Below are 16101 nucleotides of genomic sequence, written 5' to 3' on the forward strand. Positions count from 1 at the left end.
TGACTCATTTTTTTTCGGCTAATAGGCGAGCGTCGGCTCGCGCTTTTAATTGTTGGCTTTGCACATGAAGACTGGCACGGACCAAGGTTTCAATATCTTCATCACGGATCCAGTGGTAATTGATATGCAGTAATTGTTGCTGGCTGTGGGCCACCGATTGTGAACCTTGAACTTGACCATAACAAAATACCGCGCTGGATTCTTCAGGTAAGAATATTTTTAATCTCACCATTTGTCCGGCCTTTAAGGGGCTATCCCAAAAACAGTGGATTTCTGAGCCTCCAAACTGATGGCTGGTGGTGCGATGTTCACTACTATCTTGCTGGACTAAGACATAGCTTAAAACCCGATTCAGTTTCTGTTCTTGAGCTTGTAGATAAGCGAGTAGTTGTTCGCCAGCTTCGCCGAGTTGTTTTAGCGCACGTAAACCAAGCAAACCATGGTGGTGGCTACTATTAGCGAGGATGAATGGCTCTGGAATTAGGGCCTCAAACTCGCTGTACGAAGAGGGTAAGTTATCATCTTCAATGAGCTCTAAATTCACATTAAGCTGATGAGTCACACTAAAGTAATGTTGATCTTGCATATTTTCCTACAAGTGCCACGCGGCGAAGTTATTCCATAAAACCATGCATAAAGCCTAGTTGAGGTAGAAATTACAACAAGTTGTGTCATGGAATGCAAATAAACTAATTATCTTTATGTTTTACCGGATTAAGCTTGGGCTGTCACTTGTTGACGGATCATGGGCGCGGTATGATGACCGCGTTTTTTCGCCTACGGATGACCTTAGCCTCGATGAATTTGATTGGCTTTATAGCATGGCGCTTCTCTCGAGGAGCCAAACAGCAACGTTTTGCATCATTTGTGAGTTGGTTTTCAACGCTAGGAATTACGCTTGGCGTGGCGGCATTGATCACCGTCATTTCAGTGATGAACGGTTTTGAGAATCAACTCAAACAACGTATTTTAAACTTGGTCCCTCATCTTACGTTTAGCCAGCAAGTTGAACTACCGCCGTTTTTAGCTAAGTTCCCTCATTCGCCCTTAGTGCTAAGTGAAGTTGTTTTGCAAAGCAGTCATCAACTGACGGCGGTAACGTTGCAAGGAATTGATCCTAAGCAACAGGCCGACATTGATTTATTGCGACAACATTTGTTAATCGGCGAGCTGGATAGTCTTAAGCCAGGTTCTTACAAGGTGGTCATCGGGATTGGTGTCGCAAATGCGCTTGGCGTTCGTTTAGGCGATAGCATTCGTTTGATGGCAACCGACCGGGTGCTATTCACGCCACTTGGTGAAATGCCTTCACAACGTAATTTTGTGGTCTCCGGTATTTTTGAGTTTGCAGCAGAAGTTGATAAGCAGTTTGTTCTGGTGAATATCGATGATAGTGCTCGGCTGTTGCGAAGTTCTGTGGCAGCGGTGAGCCAACAGCGACTCTTCCTCGATGACCCTTTCCAGATCGAGTCTCTCAGTGTTGCCTTGGATCAACAAGGTATTCAATATCAAGATTGGCGGCGTTTTTATGGTGAATTATTTGCTGCGGTTAAGATGGAAAAAAACATGATGGGGATGTTGTTTTGTTTAATTATTGCGGTGGCTGCCTTCAATATCTTATCTAGTCTGGTGATGATGGTTGGAGAAAAACGCAGTGACGTTGCGATCTTACAAACTCTAGGTTTGACGCAACAGAAAGTCGTTTTGGTATTTATGGTTCAAGGTGCCTGGAGCGGTTGTATTGGTGCGGGGGTTGGTGCTTTCGCAGGCTGGCTTTTAAGTCATCATATTAACGGCGTGATGTCTGCCATTGGCTTGAATTTCGCCGCGAGTCTCGGTGGTGCAGGTTTACCAGTATTGCAACGTAGTGAGCAAATCATCTTTATTACGGTGGTTGCAATGTTATTAAGTATTTTAGCAACCATTTATCCTGCTTGGCGCGCCAGCAAAATTTTACCCGCAGAGGCACTTCGTTATGAGTGAGCAAACAGCTCAGCCCGTTTTAGTGGCAACAAATATTGTTAAAACTTATCAAGATGGTAGCCAATTTACTGAAGTATTACATGGCGTCGATTTCACTGTATATCCCGGTGAAGCGGTGGCTATTGTGGGAAGTTCCGGTTCCGGTAAAAGTACTTTGTTGCATATTTTGGGCGGCCTGGATGATGCTAATCAGGGCGAAGTTAGTATTGATAATCAAGCGCTTAACCAAATGAATTCCAAACAGCTTGCTAAGTTGCGTAATCAAAAACTAGGGTTTATTTATCAATTTCATCACCTATTAGGAGAATTTTCAGCCTTAGAGAATGTGGCAATGCCGCTATTGATCGCCGGTGAGACAAAAAAAGTTGCGATGGCTAAGGCCCAAAAGTTATTAGACAGAGTGGGTTTGGGGCATCGATTAGCACATCGACCCGCCGAGTTATCGGGAGGGGAGCGTCAACGAACGGCGATTGCACGAGCTCTGGTGAACCAGCCTCGTTTGGTGTTGGCAGATGAGCCTACGGGGAATTTGGATAGCCATAGCTCCGACGCAATTTACCAATTAATCTTGGAGCTCAACCAAGATTTGGGCACCGCCTTCGTGGTTGTGACTCATGATTTAGCTTTAGCTGCCAAATTTAATCGTCAAGCCTTTATGCAAGATGGCAACTTTAGTGAAGAGGCGCAGTAACGATGCGGCTTCCTTTATCGATTTTAATTGGTTTGCGTTACCACCGCGCTAAACATAGTAATGGGTTTATTTCCTTTATCTCCCGTTCTTCCACTTTAGGGATTGTACTGGGTGTCGCAGTACTCATTATCGGTTTATCGGTGATGAACGGCTTCGAGCGGGAACTTCGGGATCGGTTTTTGGGCATCGTGAGTCATGGCGAATTAGAAGCCGTTAATCCGCCGCTGGTTGATCATCAAGATTTGCTGACCCAAGCAACCAGACACTCCGAAGTTTTAGGTGCAGCACCTTACGTGACGCTGAGCGCCTTAGCGCATAAAGGGAGGAAGATGAAAGCGATTGCCTTGAAAGGGATCGATCCCGCTATTGAACGCACGGTGACGGACTTACATCAGTATATTGGAGACGATGCGTGGCAAGCGTTACAGTCGGATCTGCCACAAGTTGTGTTGGGTGCCGGTATTGCCCGTTTACTCGAGGTTAGCGTAGGTGATCCGGTGACGCTATTATTACCTAAAGCTGGAACCCGTCAGCATTTGAGCGCGCCCCAGCGAGTTAGAGTTAAGGTGGTTGGCTTAATGAATGCTGGTGGTCAGTTAGATAATCAGCTGGCTTTCATTAACTTAGCTTATGCCCAAAAGTTGATGCAATGGCAAGATGGGGTATCTGGCATCAGTTTGCGCTTAGTGGATCCGCTTGATGCAGACCGCGTGGTTCGCTTAGTCGCCAAAGGGTTTCCCCAACTAGTGTATATTAAAAGTTGGACTCGCCAGCATGGCTATTTATATCAAGATATTCAGTTGGTTAGAACAATCATGTATGCAATTATGTTGCTGATTGTTGCAGTGGCAAGTTTTAATATCATTTCCACACTGATCTTGGCGGTGAGTGAAAAAAGAGGGGATATCGCCATTTTGAAAACAATGGGGGCCACCGATGCAAGTTTGGTGAGAAGCTTTATTGTTTATGGTTCATACAATGGCGTGATCGGCTGTTGTTGGGGGGCAATATTGGGGATCTTAGGCAGTTTAGGACTTCCTAAGTTGGCTGCTGTTGTCGAAAGTATACTGGGTCACAGTCTGTTGTCGGCAGATATCTACTTTATTGATTTTTTACCCACTCAGTTACTATGGCGTGATGTCATTGCAGTGGTGTGCGCAGCTTTGCTACTGAGTATTTTTGCCACGATTTGGCCTGCATGGCAGGCGGCTCGAGTTAAACCAGCGCAAGAACTTGCTTAAGGCTGAAGCACTGTGAACGATTTGAGGTGAGGAGACCCTATGCTATAAGTCTTTTCATTGTGTTTCGTGAGCAACCGTATAAATTACTTTTTGTGACTTCTTCGGGTCCCGAGGTAGCTCTTTTTCATACACAAAAGTGTTCGCATATCCAACAAGTGACACAAGCGCTTCAAAGTTCAATTCACCTTCACCGCATCAAGGTTTGTTTATCGACGTTTTTTATAGCGTCGTCTGACCGAGTAACGCCAAGCAGCATTAATTGAAAAATAGCCGAGTGCTGAAAAGAAGATTGAACAAACAAGACAACCTAACAAAAATGCCGGGCCAATAGTGGCTATCAAATGCTCGATACTATGCCATGAAAATTTAAAATGATAGTACTCAATAGGTTGCTGCAATATGCTTGCGCCCACTAAATAGCAAAGATAAAAGATCGGTGGGATGGTTAAGGGGTTGGATACCCATACTAAGGCAACCGATAAAGGTAAATTCACCCGAAACATGATTGCCAATGCAGCCGCAATCACCATTTGTGATGGTAAAGGGACAAACGCAACAAATAAACCGACTGCAAATGCGCCAGCCGCAGAGCGACGATTGAGATGCCATAGGTTTGGGTTATGAAGCCACTGACCAAAAAACTTGAGATGTTTACTGGATTTTAAATCTTCAGTTTTTGGAATAAATCGTTGTAAGGTTTTTTTTGGCATATAGTTTGTTATTGACAATAAACTTTTTATCGCACATGAATGCATTTTTACTAGCAAGTTTGCTAGCTATGACATCATCGTTATTATGGGCTAATTTACTTAGCATACCATCGTTATATAGTTGCTACATCGCTCTATTTGCTTTGTTTTGGCGGCGAAGATATTTTTTAGCAGGCCTCGTATTCGGGATCTGCTGGATAACTAGCCATGCGCTATATTATCAATCTTGGATTGAGAGCATCCATCAAAAAGCGCACAACTCTAGCATAATTGGTCAGGTGTTGGCAGTTCAAAATAACGTTTATGGTCAAAAAATTACTTTAGAAATACATCAGTTAGATGGACGCTCTAGTTGGCTGTGGTGGCGGCCTAAGTTGGTATTGTATCAGTCTAAGCTTAGTGACCGATCGCAGATCGTGCTTGCTGGGCAGACCATTGATGTTGGGGCGCGTTTAAAACCAGCGTTTGCTAGTTTAAATCCTGCGGGTTTTAATTATGCCCGTTGGTTGGTCTCCCAGTCGATTATCGCCCGAGGTTCGGTATTGTCGCTTCGCATTGCGCAGGCGGAAAGCTCTAGTCGGGAGCGATGGCTTGGCTTTCTCAACCAGCAATTACAAGGCCTTGAATACGGCGGCGAGATCCTCGCGTTGATGGTAGGGGATAAGCGCAGCTTGAATCACCAGCATATGCAGTTGTATCGCCAATCGGGTCTGAGTCATCTATTTGTATTATCCGGCTTACACCTTGGCATCGTGGCGTTGTGGTCATGGTATATGGCTAATTTGTTGTTTTTGCTGATGCGTCGGCAGGAACGGTTGTGGTCCTTGACGCTGAGTTTAATGTGTTGCGGGTTTTATTGTTGGTTAGCCAATTGGCAACTGCCGATGTTACGTGCGTTGTTGATGTACAGCTGCGTTATTATAAGTATTGGATTGTTCAATCGGCGGCGAGCTTGGCACGGGGTGCTGATCAGTTTATTTATTATTTTAACGCTATGGCCATTTAGTATGTATGGCAACAGTCTGTGGTTGTCGTTTGCCGCCGTTGTGGTGGTATTACTGGCACTGTGGTGCGGTCCCAGTCACAAACTAATGATGTTGGTATTTATTCAGTTGATGGTTGGTATCATCTTGATGCCGCTTCAAGTCTTGATGTTTGGTGTGATTCCGAGTTGTGCGCTGTTGGTCAATCTTATTGCGGTACCACTGTTTAGCGTGCTTTTGGTACCTGCGGTCATGGCATTATTTGTTCTATATATCGTCGGTTTACCATTGGCTGACTGGTGGGCCGATTTACTCAATGATGTTTTTGGTCTCTTCCATCAAAGTTTGATGGCTTTAAATCAGTGGCAGTTACTTAGCTTTCATTTACCGCGTTTTACTATTGCTATGCTGTTATTGTTTGCTGCTTATGTTTGGGCCTTTGGTTTGTTTAGGAGGCAAGTCCATCTGGCTTGGCTAAGCTTGCTCATGTTCGTACCTGTTTGGCCGTCATCTCTTGCTCCAGACGACTCGTGGCAAATCATAGTATTAGATGTTGGACAAGGCCTATCGGTGGTGGTTATTCAGCAAGATGAAGCGCTGATTTATGACAGTGGTCCTCGCTACCGAAGTGGCTTTAGTTATGCGCAAAGTGTCACCATTCCTTTGTTGGTTGACCAATCGGTGAATCGACTTCCTTGGTTGGTGTTTAGTCATGGAGATAACGATCATGCCGGTGGGCGATTTGTTCTGGAACAGCATTATCCGGAAGCGAAGCGCTATTATGGTAGAGATCCGCGTTTGCCTGAGGCGAATTGTATGGGGGTTCATCAATGGAAAAAACTGCGACTTCAGTTTTGGTTGGCTGAGCGAGGGGAGGGTAATAATGGTTCTTGTGTGCTGAGAATCGATGATGGACATTATAGTTTATTACTTCCTGGAGACATTGAACAAGTGATTGAAGTTGAATTACTGAGCCAGTTTACGGCGCCCGTCACCATGTTGCTTAGCCCTCATCATGGCAGCAATAGTTCTTCTTCTGAGGCATTTGTTCAGCAATTTAAACCCGAAATAGTCATTCACAGCAGTGCTGCTTTTAACCGTTTTGGTTTCCCCAAACCTCAAGTGACACAACGATATGCGGCAAGCCAGCAATTCATAACCGGCAAGGTGGGCGCGATAAACATTAAAATCGATGACCGTTCATATCAAATTAGCTCGCAGCGAGATAAATTATTCAGCCCTTGGTACCAAAAAATCATCAGTTGGTGATTTGTCTATAAACCGCTAAACTAAGGCAATTTTTCCGATGGAATAACTCTGTTCTTATGATTCCAGATACAGCTACTGATACAAAAGCTAACTTTATCCGTTTATTAGGCTATGTGAAAGACCGCAAAATTGGCTTGATTGTTGCCGTTATTGGCATGATTGGTTACGGCGCGGTAGATACTATGTTTGTTTATTCAATTAAACCGTTAATCGATGAGGGATTGTCTGGCAGTAACCCTGCAGTATTAACCTATATGCCGATTTTTGTTCTCGGTATTGTGTTATTGCGGGGAATATGTGGTTTTGCTAGCGGTTACGGTATGTCTTGGGTGGGTGGCCATTTGGTGATGAAAATCCAGCGACAGATTTTTAATCATCTGATGCTCATGCCAGTGTCATTTTTTGATAAAAACCCAACGGGGAGCTTACTCTCAAAAATTACTTATGATTCGAACCAAGTGAGTACTGCTGCCACCGCTAGTTTGGTGAATCTAGTTCGAGAAGGCGCTACCATTATCGGTTTGCTGTGCTTAATGTTTTATAACAGCTGGCAGTTATCCCTGATCTTTTTCTTGATTGGTCCACCAGTTGGTTTTGCAATTAATCTCGTTAGTCGTCGTTTTCGTAAAATTAGCACTCATTTACAACACGCTGTCGGTAATGTGACCACCACTACCGAACAAATGTTGAATGGCCATCGTGAAATTTTGTCTTTTGGTGGCCAGAACAAAGAAGCACAGCGCTTTGATCATGCCAGTAATATGATCCGTCGCCAGCAAATGAAAATGGCAACGGTCAGCGCCATTGCCAACCCTGCTATTCAATTTATTGCCTCGATTGGTTTATCCGTTGTGCTATATGTGGCGTCATTTCCTGAGTTAGTTGACAAATTAACGCCGGGTACGTTTACGATTATTGTCACCTCGATGATGATGTTGTTAAAGCCGTTAAGGGTGGTGACTCAGTTGAACAATGATGTGCAACGTGCGATGGCGGCTTGTACTAGTCTGTTTACGGTCATGGATATGAATACTGAATCCGATACAGGCAGCTACAAAACCAAACGGGCGCAAGGCGACATTTGTTTAAAGCAAGTGAACTTTAAGTACCCGACTAAAAACGAATTAGTACTCAAAGGGATCGATTTAACGATTCAAGCGGGCCAAACCGTTGCTTTGGTCGGGCGTTCGGGCAGTGGTAAAAGCACCATTGCCAGTTTGTTACCCAAGTTTTATGAAGTTACGGCTGGTGAAATCACTTTAGATGGACGTTTATTGCAAGACTATGAGTTGAAGAATTTACGTGACCAGTTTTCTCAAGTGTCTCAAATGGTTCACTTATTTAGTGGTACTATCGCCGAAAATATTGGTTACGCCAAAGATGATGCTACTCGAGAAGAAATAGAGCGGGTGGCCGAGATGGCTAACGTAAGCGCCTTTGTTGATCAATTTGAAGAAGGTTACGATACCATCATTGGCGAAAAAGGGGTGATGTTATCTGGTGGACAACGACAGCGCATTGCCATTGCTCGTGCCTTGTTAAAAGATGCCCCGGTGCTGATCCTCGATGAGGCCACCTCAGCTTTAGATACTGAATCAGAACGTAAAATCCAACAAGCCATCGATCGCGTATGCTCTGACAGGACTGCGATTGTGATTGCGCATCGCCTTTCCACCATTGAGAATGCCGACATCATTGTGGTGATTGATGAGGGATGTATTGTAGAACAAGGTAGTCACTCCGAGCTTATGGCTTTAAAAGGGACCTATTATCAGTTACATCAAATTCAATTTGGCCAAAAATAGTGAAGTTTTGGTACCAAAGCGCTAAGCAGCACTGGTTTAAAATTGTCCCATTGCTGCTATTCAGTTATCTATTTCGCTTCATTGCGAGGCTGCGTCGTTTGGCTTATCAGCAAGGATGGCTGGGTCAATATGTTTGTCCCGTACCGGTGGTGGTCGTGGGGAATATTAGCGTTGGAGGGAATGGCAAAACACCGGTTGTACTGGCCTTAGTGGAAGCTGCAAAAAAGCATGGCTTCAAACCTGGTGTGGTGAGCCGAGGGTATGGGGCCAAGGCTCCACATTATCCTTTTCAAGTCGATGCCTCAAGCGACAGCGAACATTGTGGTGATGAGCCTTTACTGATTTATTTGCGTAGTCGATGTCCGGTGATGGTGGACCCAAACCGAAGTCGTGCTTGCCATGCTATTTTGCAAGCTGGCGTTGACCTTATTATTTGTGATGATGGCATGCAACATTATGCCTTAGCGCGAGATATTGAAATTGCCGTAATTGATGCGCAACGTGGTTTGGGGAATGGCTTGTGTTTACCGGCAGGTCCGTTACGAGAACCAGCTTCGCGTTTAGCTCGCACCGATATTGTGATTAGCAATGGGGAGCCAGCATTCTCGGCGGAGAGTTACATTTTAAGCTTGCAGGCTTCTGCAATTCGAAAAGTAATGGATGATTCGGTGGTGCAAAACTTATCTACGGTAGATCTTGCGCTCGCGGGGATTGGTAATCCCCAACGCTTTTTTTCATCGCTTATCCCTTTAGGGATTCATGCAATAGAGCATATGGCTTTAGATGACCACCGACCCTTAACTTTGCAACAACAACGTGAACTGTTTAATAAAACACTGATTATGACGGAAAAAGATGCGATAAAATATCGCCATACGGCAGGTACTGATTGGTATTATTTGCCTGTAGATAGTGTGCTGCCAGCTGCATTTTATCAGCACTTTTTCTCTTTATTACAGGAAAAAACCAATGTCAGTCGAACATAATTTACTTGAAATAGTCGCTTGCCCTTTGTGTAAAGGTAAGCTTCATTATGATAAACCAAACAACGAATTAGTCTGTAAGTTTGATCGCCTTGCTTATCCCATAAAAGACGCTATTCCGGTGTTATTAACCAGTGAAGCCCGTGAGATGTCTTTAAATGAGTTACCGCAATGAAGTTTGTCGTGGTGATTCCGGCGCGTTATCAGTCAACTCGACTACCAGCTAAACCTTTGCAAGATATTGCTGGTAAAACCATGATCGAGCGAGTTTATCAGCAAGCTTTATTGTCAGGTGCCGAACGAGTCGTGATTGCTACTGATGACCAACGAATTGTTGATGTCGCAGAGTCCTTTCAAGCCGAGGTCGTACTCACGGCCCAGAGCCATGAGTCGGGCACTGAACGTTTAGCCGAAGTATGTCAGCGTTTAGCGTTTGCCGCCGATACTATCGTGGTTAATGTTCAGGGGGATGAGCCAATGATCCCACCGAAGGTGATTGCTCAGGTAGCTGGCTTATTAGAAGACGCACCAGCAGTAAAAATGGCTAGCCTTTCAGTGCCTATTCTTGAAGACACTGACATTCATGATCCAAACGTGGTCAAGGTGGTGTGTGACAAGGATAATCACGCTCTCTATTTTAGCCGCGCCCCGATCCCTTTTGAACGGGATGGTCAGTGGCAAGCTGATCTTTATTCAAGGCATATTGGAATTTATGCTTATCGGGCTCATTTCGTGGATGAATATATACAGCTGTCGCCTTCTCCTCTGGAAAAAATGGAAAAGTTAGAACAGTTGCGAGTATTGTGGCATGGCTACAAGATAAAAATGGCAAGGGCTTTAGAAACGCCGGCACACGGGGTTGATACTCCGGAAGATCTTGAAAAAGTCAGAGCCTTATTTAAGCTAAAGTGCTCTTCAATTAAGTCTTTAGACTGATTGAGTGATTTCATTTATTAATTAGAATTATTATGAATTACATTTCTTTAACTGAACATAAAAAATCGTGGATCTTTAGTCGAGCCGATATGCCGATTAGCGAGCAAGATGCTATTGCGATAAAACCAATGACTGAAACTAGGGCGAGTATGCTGTGGAAAGAGTTAGTCAGTAAGCAAGTTGATCATCCTGATTTTTTTCGTAAGGGAGATTGGGCTTTCAGTATCGAAACTTGGCAAGGACAAGGGAACTGGGAGAATGTTTGGGACAGTGAACAAGCGAGTCTTCCTGAAGAATTAGTCACGCATTTACAATGGCAAGACAACACTGTGGTTTATTACTGTAACGATCAACGTCATATTATTGAAACGACATGGAGCACATTTCAACGTTGTTGGAAAAACTTCTTATTTATGGATGATGGCGCTCTGTTGATAGGAAAAAAGCGTAACGAGGTGGTTCAGTTCTTGGCGAACGGTAGTTTTCAGTGGGGAAGTAAGGCCAGCTAAACATATTTGGTCTTTGATTCGAATAAAAAATCCGAGAACTGGGTCTCGGATTTTTGTGTATATTGATTAGACTAAAATAACAACTTACTTAAACGGTCGTTGAGGCTCACCAGTATAAAGCTGGCGAGGTCGACCAATCCGTTGAGTATCTTCTTCCATCATTTCTTTCCAATGGGCGATCCAACCCACGGTACGAGAAAGTGCGAAAATCACGGTAAACATGCTCACAGGAATACCAATCGCTTTCAGTACGATGCCTGAGTAAAAGTCGACGTTGGGGAACAACTTCTTCTCTTTAAAGTAAGGGTCGGATAGTGCAATACGTTCCAACTCCATCGCCACATCTAATAGTGGATCATCAATGTTTAATTCATTGAGAACTTCATGGCAGCTTTCGCGCATTACGGTGGCTCGAGGATCGTAGTTTTTGTAGACGCGATGACCGAAGCCCATCAGGCGGAATGGATCATTTTTGTCTTTCGCGCGTTTAAGAAACTCTGGAATGCGATCAACCGAACCGATTTCTTCTAGCATATTGAGACAGGCTTCGTTAGCACCGCCATGAGCGGGACCCCATAAACAGGCAATACCTGCTGCGATGCAAGCAAATGGATTGGCCCCAGAAGAACCTGCCAAACGGACCGTTGAAGTCGAGGCATTTTGTTCATGATCGGCATGCAGCGTAAATATCCGATCCATCGCACGTTCTACCACTGGACTCACTTTATATTCTTCAGTTGGTACCGAGAACATCATATTGAGAAAGTTTGCAGCGTAGCTCAAATCGTTACGAGGATAGACAAAAGGTTGGCCTGCTGAATATTTGTAGCTCATTGCCGCGAGGGTTGGCATTTTAGAGATCAAACGGTAGGCCGCAATTTCACGGTGACGCACATTCGTGATATCCATAGAATCATGATAAAACGCAGATAGCGCACCAACAACACCGACCATGATTGCCATGGGATGAGAGTCACGACGAAATCCTTGGAAAAAGTGGATTAATTGTTCATGCACCATGGTATGGCGGGTAACAGTTGTCTTAAATCTTTCGTATTGCTCAACGTTTGGTCGTTCACCGAACAATAAAATGTAACAAACTTCAAGGTAATCGGCATGTTTTGCTAATTCTTCTATCGAGTAACCCCGATGTAACAAAATGCCTTTTTCACCGTCGATATAGGTGATTTTTGACTCGCATGAAGCAGTCGCTAAAAAGCCTGGATCGAAAGTAAAATAACCTTTCGAACCTAGAGTTCGAACATCTATTACGTCGTGTCCTGCGGTACCTGACATGATGGGCATTTCGTATGCATCTTGTCCTGGCAGCTTGAGGGTGGCTTTCTTATCAGCCATAGCATGTCTCCCTTGCTTATTCTAATTGTATTAATTTTTTTGGATACAAAGCGAGGTACATTCTGACCTAGAATGACTTCAATTGTCAATTGGCTGTTGTTATGATTTGTGGTTGTTTGTGTCGGATGTGTTAATATTTAGCTTTAATTCGGCTGTTTAGTTGCATTGAAATAGCTAAATGAAGGAAATGTTAATTGTATTTGTGTTATGTGGGCGTTATAATTCTTGCGAAGTATGGCGCTGGCACGAGCATTTTTTGCACAATGGAAATGTATTTTTTAGACTTTAGTCTAGTTTTAGAGCTTAAGTTCACAAAATTAACATTATCGCAACTCAATGCCCTATACTGAGCCTAACTTTATCATCATAATAAAACTCTAGGAACTGAGTGGGCAGAGAACCGTGAAAACAAAACAAAGACCAGTAAACCTCGACCTACAAACCATCCAACTTCCCATCACTGCCATTGCATCTATTTTGCATCGTGTTTCCGGTGTGATTACCTTTTTCGCCTTAGCTATTTTGTTAGGCCTGCTTGCCGAATCCCTTCAATCGGCAGAAGGTTTTGCGAATGTTTTGTCCATCATTGACAATTTCTTTGTGAAATTGATTCTATGGGCGAGCCTAAGTGCGTTGATGTATCACATTGTTGGTGGAATACGTCATTTCATTATGGATATGGGCTATTGGGAAGAGCTAGATACAGCATCTTCTAGCGCTAAAGTCTCATTCATCATCACCGCTGTATTGGCGTTGTTAATGGGAGTAATTGTATGGTAACTAATGCTGCAACATTTGGCCGGAGCGGAGTACATGATTTTATACTCATTCGCGCAACCGCCATCATCTTAACTTTATATACCCTCTATATGCTTGGTTTCATTGCGTGTACCGACGTGACTTACCAATCATGGAGTGGTTTTTTTGCTTGGCTCCCAACTAAGGTATTCACTTTGCTAGCACTCATTTCCATGCTGATACATGCTTGGATTGGTTTATGGCAAGTTTTGACCGATTACGTGAAATTTACAGCATTACGAATGGGTCTGCAGTTTTCTTTAACAGTACTAGCGCTTATTTATGTTGCTAGTGGCTTGTTCATTATTTGGGGGTAGGTCGAGTGGCCATTTCTATCAGAGAATTCGACGCCGTAGTGGTCGGCGCAGGCGGCGCGGGTATGCGCGCAGCTTTACAAATTTCTAAAGAGGGCAAGTCTTGCGCTCTTATTTCTAAGGTATTTCCGACACGTTCTCATACTGTATCAGCTCAGGGTGGAATTACTGTTGCTTTAGGCAATTCGCATAAAGATAACTGGCAATGGCATATGTACGACACCGTAAAGGGCTCTGATTATATCGGTGACCAAGATGCGATCGAATATATGTGTAATGTCGGACCGGAAGTGGTCATTGAACTAGAGAAGATGGGCTTACCGTTTTCTCGTTTTGATGATGGCTCCATTTATCAACGTCCTTTTGGTGGTCAGTCGAAAGAGTTTGGTGGTGAGCAAGCTGCACGGACAGCCGCTGCCGCAGACCGAACTGGTCATGCTTTATTACACACGCTTTACCAACAGAATGTAAAAAATAAGACGACGATTTTTTCCGAATGGTACGCATTGGATTTAGTGAAGAATGCTGATGGCGATGTGGTGGGTTGTACAGCCATGGATATCGAAAGTGGTGAAGTCGTTTATTTCAAAGCGAAAGCAACCGTATTAGCGACTGGTGGGGCTGGACGAATTTTTGCCTCAACGACCAATGCACATATTAATACCGGTGATGGTGTGGGCATGGCGCTACGAGCAGGCGTACCAATTCAAGATATGGAAATGTGGCAATTCCATCCCACTGGCATTGCTGGCGCGGGGGTTCTGGTTACAGAAGGTTGCCGTGGTGAAGGCGGTTACCTGCTCAATAAAGACGGCGAACGTTTTATGGAGCGTTACGCGCCTAACGCGAAAGACTTGGCTGGTCGAGATGTGGTTGCTCGTTCAATGATGACCGAAATCCGTGAAGGCCGTGGCTGTGATGGCCCCTGGGGTCCACATCTTAAGTTGAAGTTGGATCATTTGGGTGAGCAAGTCTTAGAAAGTCGTTTGCCAGGGATCTGTGAATTGTCTCGTACATTTGCACACGTAGATCCTGTGAAGGAACCCATTCCAGTGATCCCAACCTGTCATTATCAGATGGGGGGCATTCCTTGTAATGTGAATGGTCAAGCGATTAGGCAAAATGACAAAGGTGAAGATCAAATCGTAAATGGTTTATTTGCGGTTGGCGAAATCGCCTGTGTGTCGGTTCACGGTGCAAACCGCCTCGGAGGTAACTCTTTACTCGACTTAGTGGTATTTGGCCGCGCTGCGGGTAAATTCTTGGGTGAATACCTGAGCCGCGATATCGATATGGCTGATGCTTCAGAAGCAGATCTGGAAGCGGCAATGCAGCGTTATAATCGCTGGGAAAATTCGAGCCATGATGGTGAAGATCCAGTGCAAATTCGTAAAGACTTACAGCAATGCATGCAACTTAATTTTTCGGTGTTCCGTGAAGGCGAGTCAATGGCCGAAGGTTTAAAAGAGCTGCAAGAGATCCGTAAACGTTTGGAAAACGCTCGCCTCGATGATAAATCGGTAGACTTCAATACCCAGCGGGTTGAGTGCTTAGAGTTAGATAATTTGATGGCAACCGCTATTGCGACTGCTCATGCGGCTAATTTCCGTACCGAGAGTCGTGGTGCTCATAGCCGGTTCGATTACCCCGAGCGTGATGACGCACAATGGTTATGTCACTCTATATTTGAACCGAGCACTGAAACTATGGGACGTAGAGAGGTGAATATGTCACCCAATCTACGTGAAGCTTTTGAACCTAAAATTCGCACTTATTAGGAGGCGGCAATGAACGTTAACTTTTCTTTGTACCGCTATAATCCAGAAACAGATACAAAACCCCATATGAAGTCATATCATCTTGAGGTCCCTGAAGGCTCTGATATGATGGTGCTGGATGCATTAATTCAGCTGAAAGAACAAGATCCTAGCATTGCATTTCGACGTTCTTGTCGAGAAGGCGTGTGTGGTTCAGATGGGCTTAACATGAACGGCAAAAATGGTTTAGCCTGCATCACGCCTTTGTCAGATTTATTAGGTAAAGGTGATATTGTGATACGCCCGTTACCTGGCTTGCCTGTTGTTCGTGACTTAGTTGTCGATATGGGACAGTTTTATGATAATTATGCCCGTATTAAACCCTATTTAATCAGCGAACAGAAAATGCCTCCGGCTCGCGAAAATTTGCAAAGCCCTGAAGAACGTGAAAAATTGGATGGTATGTATGAGTGTATTCTCTGTGCTTGCTGTTCTACGGCTTGTCCTTCATTTTGGTGGAACCCTGATAAGTTTGTTGGTCCAGCGGGTTTGCTTGCCGCTTATCGTTGGCTGGCAGACAGTCGAGATACGGCGACTGATGAACGTTTATCAGAATTAGATGATGCTTTTAGCGTTTTTCGTTGCCATGGCATTATGAATTGTGTAAGTGTTTGTCCTAAGGGATTAAACCCTACAAAAGCGATTGGTCACATTAAGTCGATGCTGATCAAACGGGCTGTTTAGTAATACAGTTAATTTTTAATTA

16 protein-coding genes are annotated in these 16101 nt (G+C 44.2%); 13 read left to right on the plus strand and 3 right to left on the minus strand.

What is annotated here, in order from left to right; genetic code table 11:
* Window positions 1-4 precede the first annotated feature (4 nt).
* A complete protein-coding gene (locus ACRRSY_RS09675; RefSeq protein WP_432453418.1) occupies window positions 5-586 on the minus strand; it encodes a PilZ domain-containing protein in 582 nt (193 codons plus the stop codon).
* Between the two features lie 170 nt (window positions 587-756).
* On the opposite strand from ACRRSY_RS09675, the gene ACRRSY_RS09680 reads away from it, so the two are divergent.
* The 3 genes from ACRRSY_RS09680 to lolE are packed head-to-tail and all read left to right on the plus strand — an operon-like array spanning window position 757 to window position 3915.
* A complete protein-coding gene (locus ACRRSY_RS09680) occupies window positions 757-1983 on the plus strand; it encodes a lipoprotein-releasing ABC transporter permease subunit (RefSeq protein WP_432453417.1) in 1227 nt (408 codons plus the stop codon).
* Window positions 1976-2674 (plus strand): lipoprotein-releasing ABC transporter ATP-binding protein LolD, encoded by a 699-nt coding sequence (gene lolD / locus ACRRSY_RS09685; RefSeq protein ID WP_432453416.1) that lies wholly within the window; start codon window positions 1976-1978, stop codon window positions 2672-2674. The genes ACRRSY_RS09680 and lolD overlap by 8 nt, the downstream gene beginning before the upstream one ends.
* Before the next feature lie 2 nt (window positions 2675-2676).
* Window positions 2677-3915, plus strand: coding sequence for a lipoprotein-releasing ABC transporter permease subunit LolE (gene lolE / locus ACRRSY_RS09690; RefSeq protein WP_432463057.1), 1239 nt, complete (start codon window positions 2677-2679; stop codon window positions 3913-3915).
* Between the two features lie 206 nt (window positions 3916-4121).
* Here lolE and ACRRSY_RS09695 read toward each other — a convergent pair whose 3' ends face one another.
* Window positions 4122-4625 (minus strand): DUF2062 domain-containing protein, encoded by a 504-nt coding sequence (locus ACRRSY_RS09695; protein WP_432453414.1) that lies wholly within the window; start codon window positions 4623-4625, stop codon window positions 4122-4124.
* A 68-nt stretch (window positions 4626-4693) separates the two neighbouring features.
* Here ACRRSY_RS09695 and ACRRSY_RS09700 point away from each other — a divergent pair, with 68 nt between their 5' ends.
* Genes ACRRSY_RS09700 through ACRRSY_RS09725 form a run of 6 tightly spaced genes read left to right on the plus strand, consistent with a single transcriptional unit; the run spans window position 4694 to window position 11110 of the window.
* Entirely contained in the window at window positions 4694-6877 is a 2184-nt protein-coding gene (locus tag ACRRSY_RS09700) for a DNA internalization-related competence protein ComEC/Rec2 (RefSeq protein WP_432459214.1), read from the plus strand.
* Window positions 6878-6933: 56 nt separating this feature from the next.
* Window positions 6934-8682 (plus strand): lipid A export permease/ATP-binding protein MsbA, encoded by a 1749-nt coding sequence (gene msbA, locus ACRRSY_RS09705; protein WP_432459216.1) that lies wholly within the window; start codon window positions 6934-6936, stop codon window positions 8680-8682.
* On the plus strand, window positions 8682-9668 hold the full coding sequence (lpxK, locus tag ACRRSY_RS09710; protein ID WP_432453411.1) for a tetraacyldisaccharide 4'-kinase: 987 nt from the start codon (window positions 8682-8684) through the stop codon (window positions 9666-9668). Before msbA ends, lpxK begins: the two co-directional genes overlap by 1 nt.
* Entirely contained in the window at window positions 9652-9840 is a 189-nt protein-coding gene (locus ACRRSY_RS09715; RefSeq protein ID WP_432453410.1) for a Trm112 family protein, read from the plus strand. The genes lpxK and ACRRSY_RS09715 overlap by 17 nt, the downstream gene beginning before the upstream one ends.
* Entirely contained in the window at window positions 9837-10601 is a 765-nt protein-coding gene (gene kdsB, locus ACRRSY_RS09720; protein ID WP_432463058.1) for a 3-deoxy-manno-octulosonate cytidylyltransferase, read from the plus strand. The genes ACRRSY_RS09715 and kdsB overlap by 4 nt, the downstream gene beginning before the upstream one ends.
* A 32-nt stretch (window positions 10602-10633) precedes the next feature.
* Complete coding sequence (locus ACRRSY_RS09725) at window positions 10634-11110, plus strand: DUF2947 family protein (RefSeq protein WP_432453408.1); 477 nt, start codon at window positions 10634-10636, stop codon at window positions 11108-11110.
* Window positions 11111-11194: 84 nt separating this feature from the next.
* Here ACRRSY_RS09725 and gltA read toward each other — a convergent pair whose 3' ends face one another.
* On the minus strand, window positions 11195-12466 hold the full coding sequence (gltA, locus tag ACRRSY_RS09730; RefSeq protein WP_432453407.1) for a citrate synthase: 1272 nt from the start codon (window positions 12464-12466) through the stop codon (window positions 11195-11197).
* 402 nt (window positions 12467-12868) lie between these two features.
* Here gltA and sdhC point away from each other — a divergent pair, with 402 nt between their 5' ends.
* From sdhC to ACRRSY_RS09750, 4 genes are read left to right on the plus strand one after another with little or no spacing between them, the layout of a single operon-like run.
* On the plus strand, window positions 12869-13246 hold the full coding sequence (sdhC, locus tag ACRRSY_RS09735; RefSeq protein WP_432453406.1) for a succinate dehydrogenase cytochrome b556 subunit: 378 nt from the start codon (window positions 12869-12871) through the stop codon (window positions 13244-13246).
* Window positions 13240-13581 (plus strand): succinate dehydrogenase, hydrophobic membrane anchor protein, encoded by a 342-nt coding sequence (gene sdhD, locus ACRRSY_RS09740; protein ID WP_432453405.1) that lies wholly within the window; start codon window positions 13240-13242, stop codon window positions 13579-13581. The genes sdhC and sdhD overlap by 7 nt, the downstream gene beginning before the upstream one ends.
* 5 nt (window positions 13582-13586) lie before the next feature.
* Complete coding sequence (gene sdhA / locus ACRRSY_RS09745; RefSeq protein WP_432453404.1) at window positions 13587-15356, plus strand: succinate dehydrogenase flavoprotein subunit; 1770 nt, start codon at window positions 13587-13589, stop codon at window positions 15354-15356.
* 9 nt (window positions 15357-15365) lie between these two features.
* Window positions 15366-16079, plus strand: a complete 714-nt coding sequence (locus tag ACRRSY_RS09750; RefSeq protein WP_432453403.1) for a succinate dehydrogenase iron-sulfur subunit — start codon at window positions 15366-15368, stop codon at window positions 16077-16079.
* The last annotated feature ends 22 nt before the right edge of the window (window positions 16080-16101 follow it).

This window comes from Agarivorans sp. QJM3NY_33 (assembly GCF_050870865.2).
In the GTDB taxonomy this organism is placed as follows: domain Bacteria; phylum Pseudomonadota; class Gammaproteobacteria; order Enterobacterales; family Celerinatantimonadaceae; genus Agarivorans.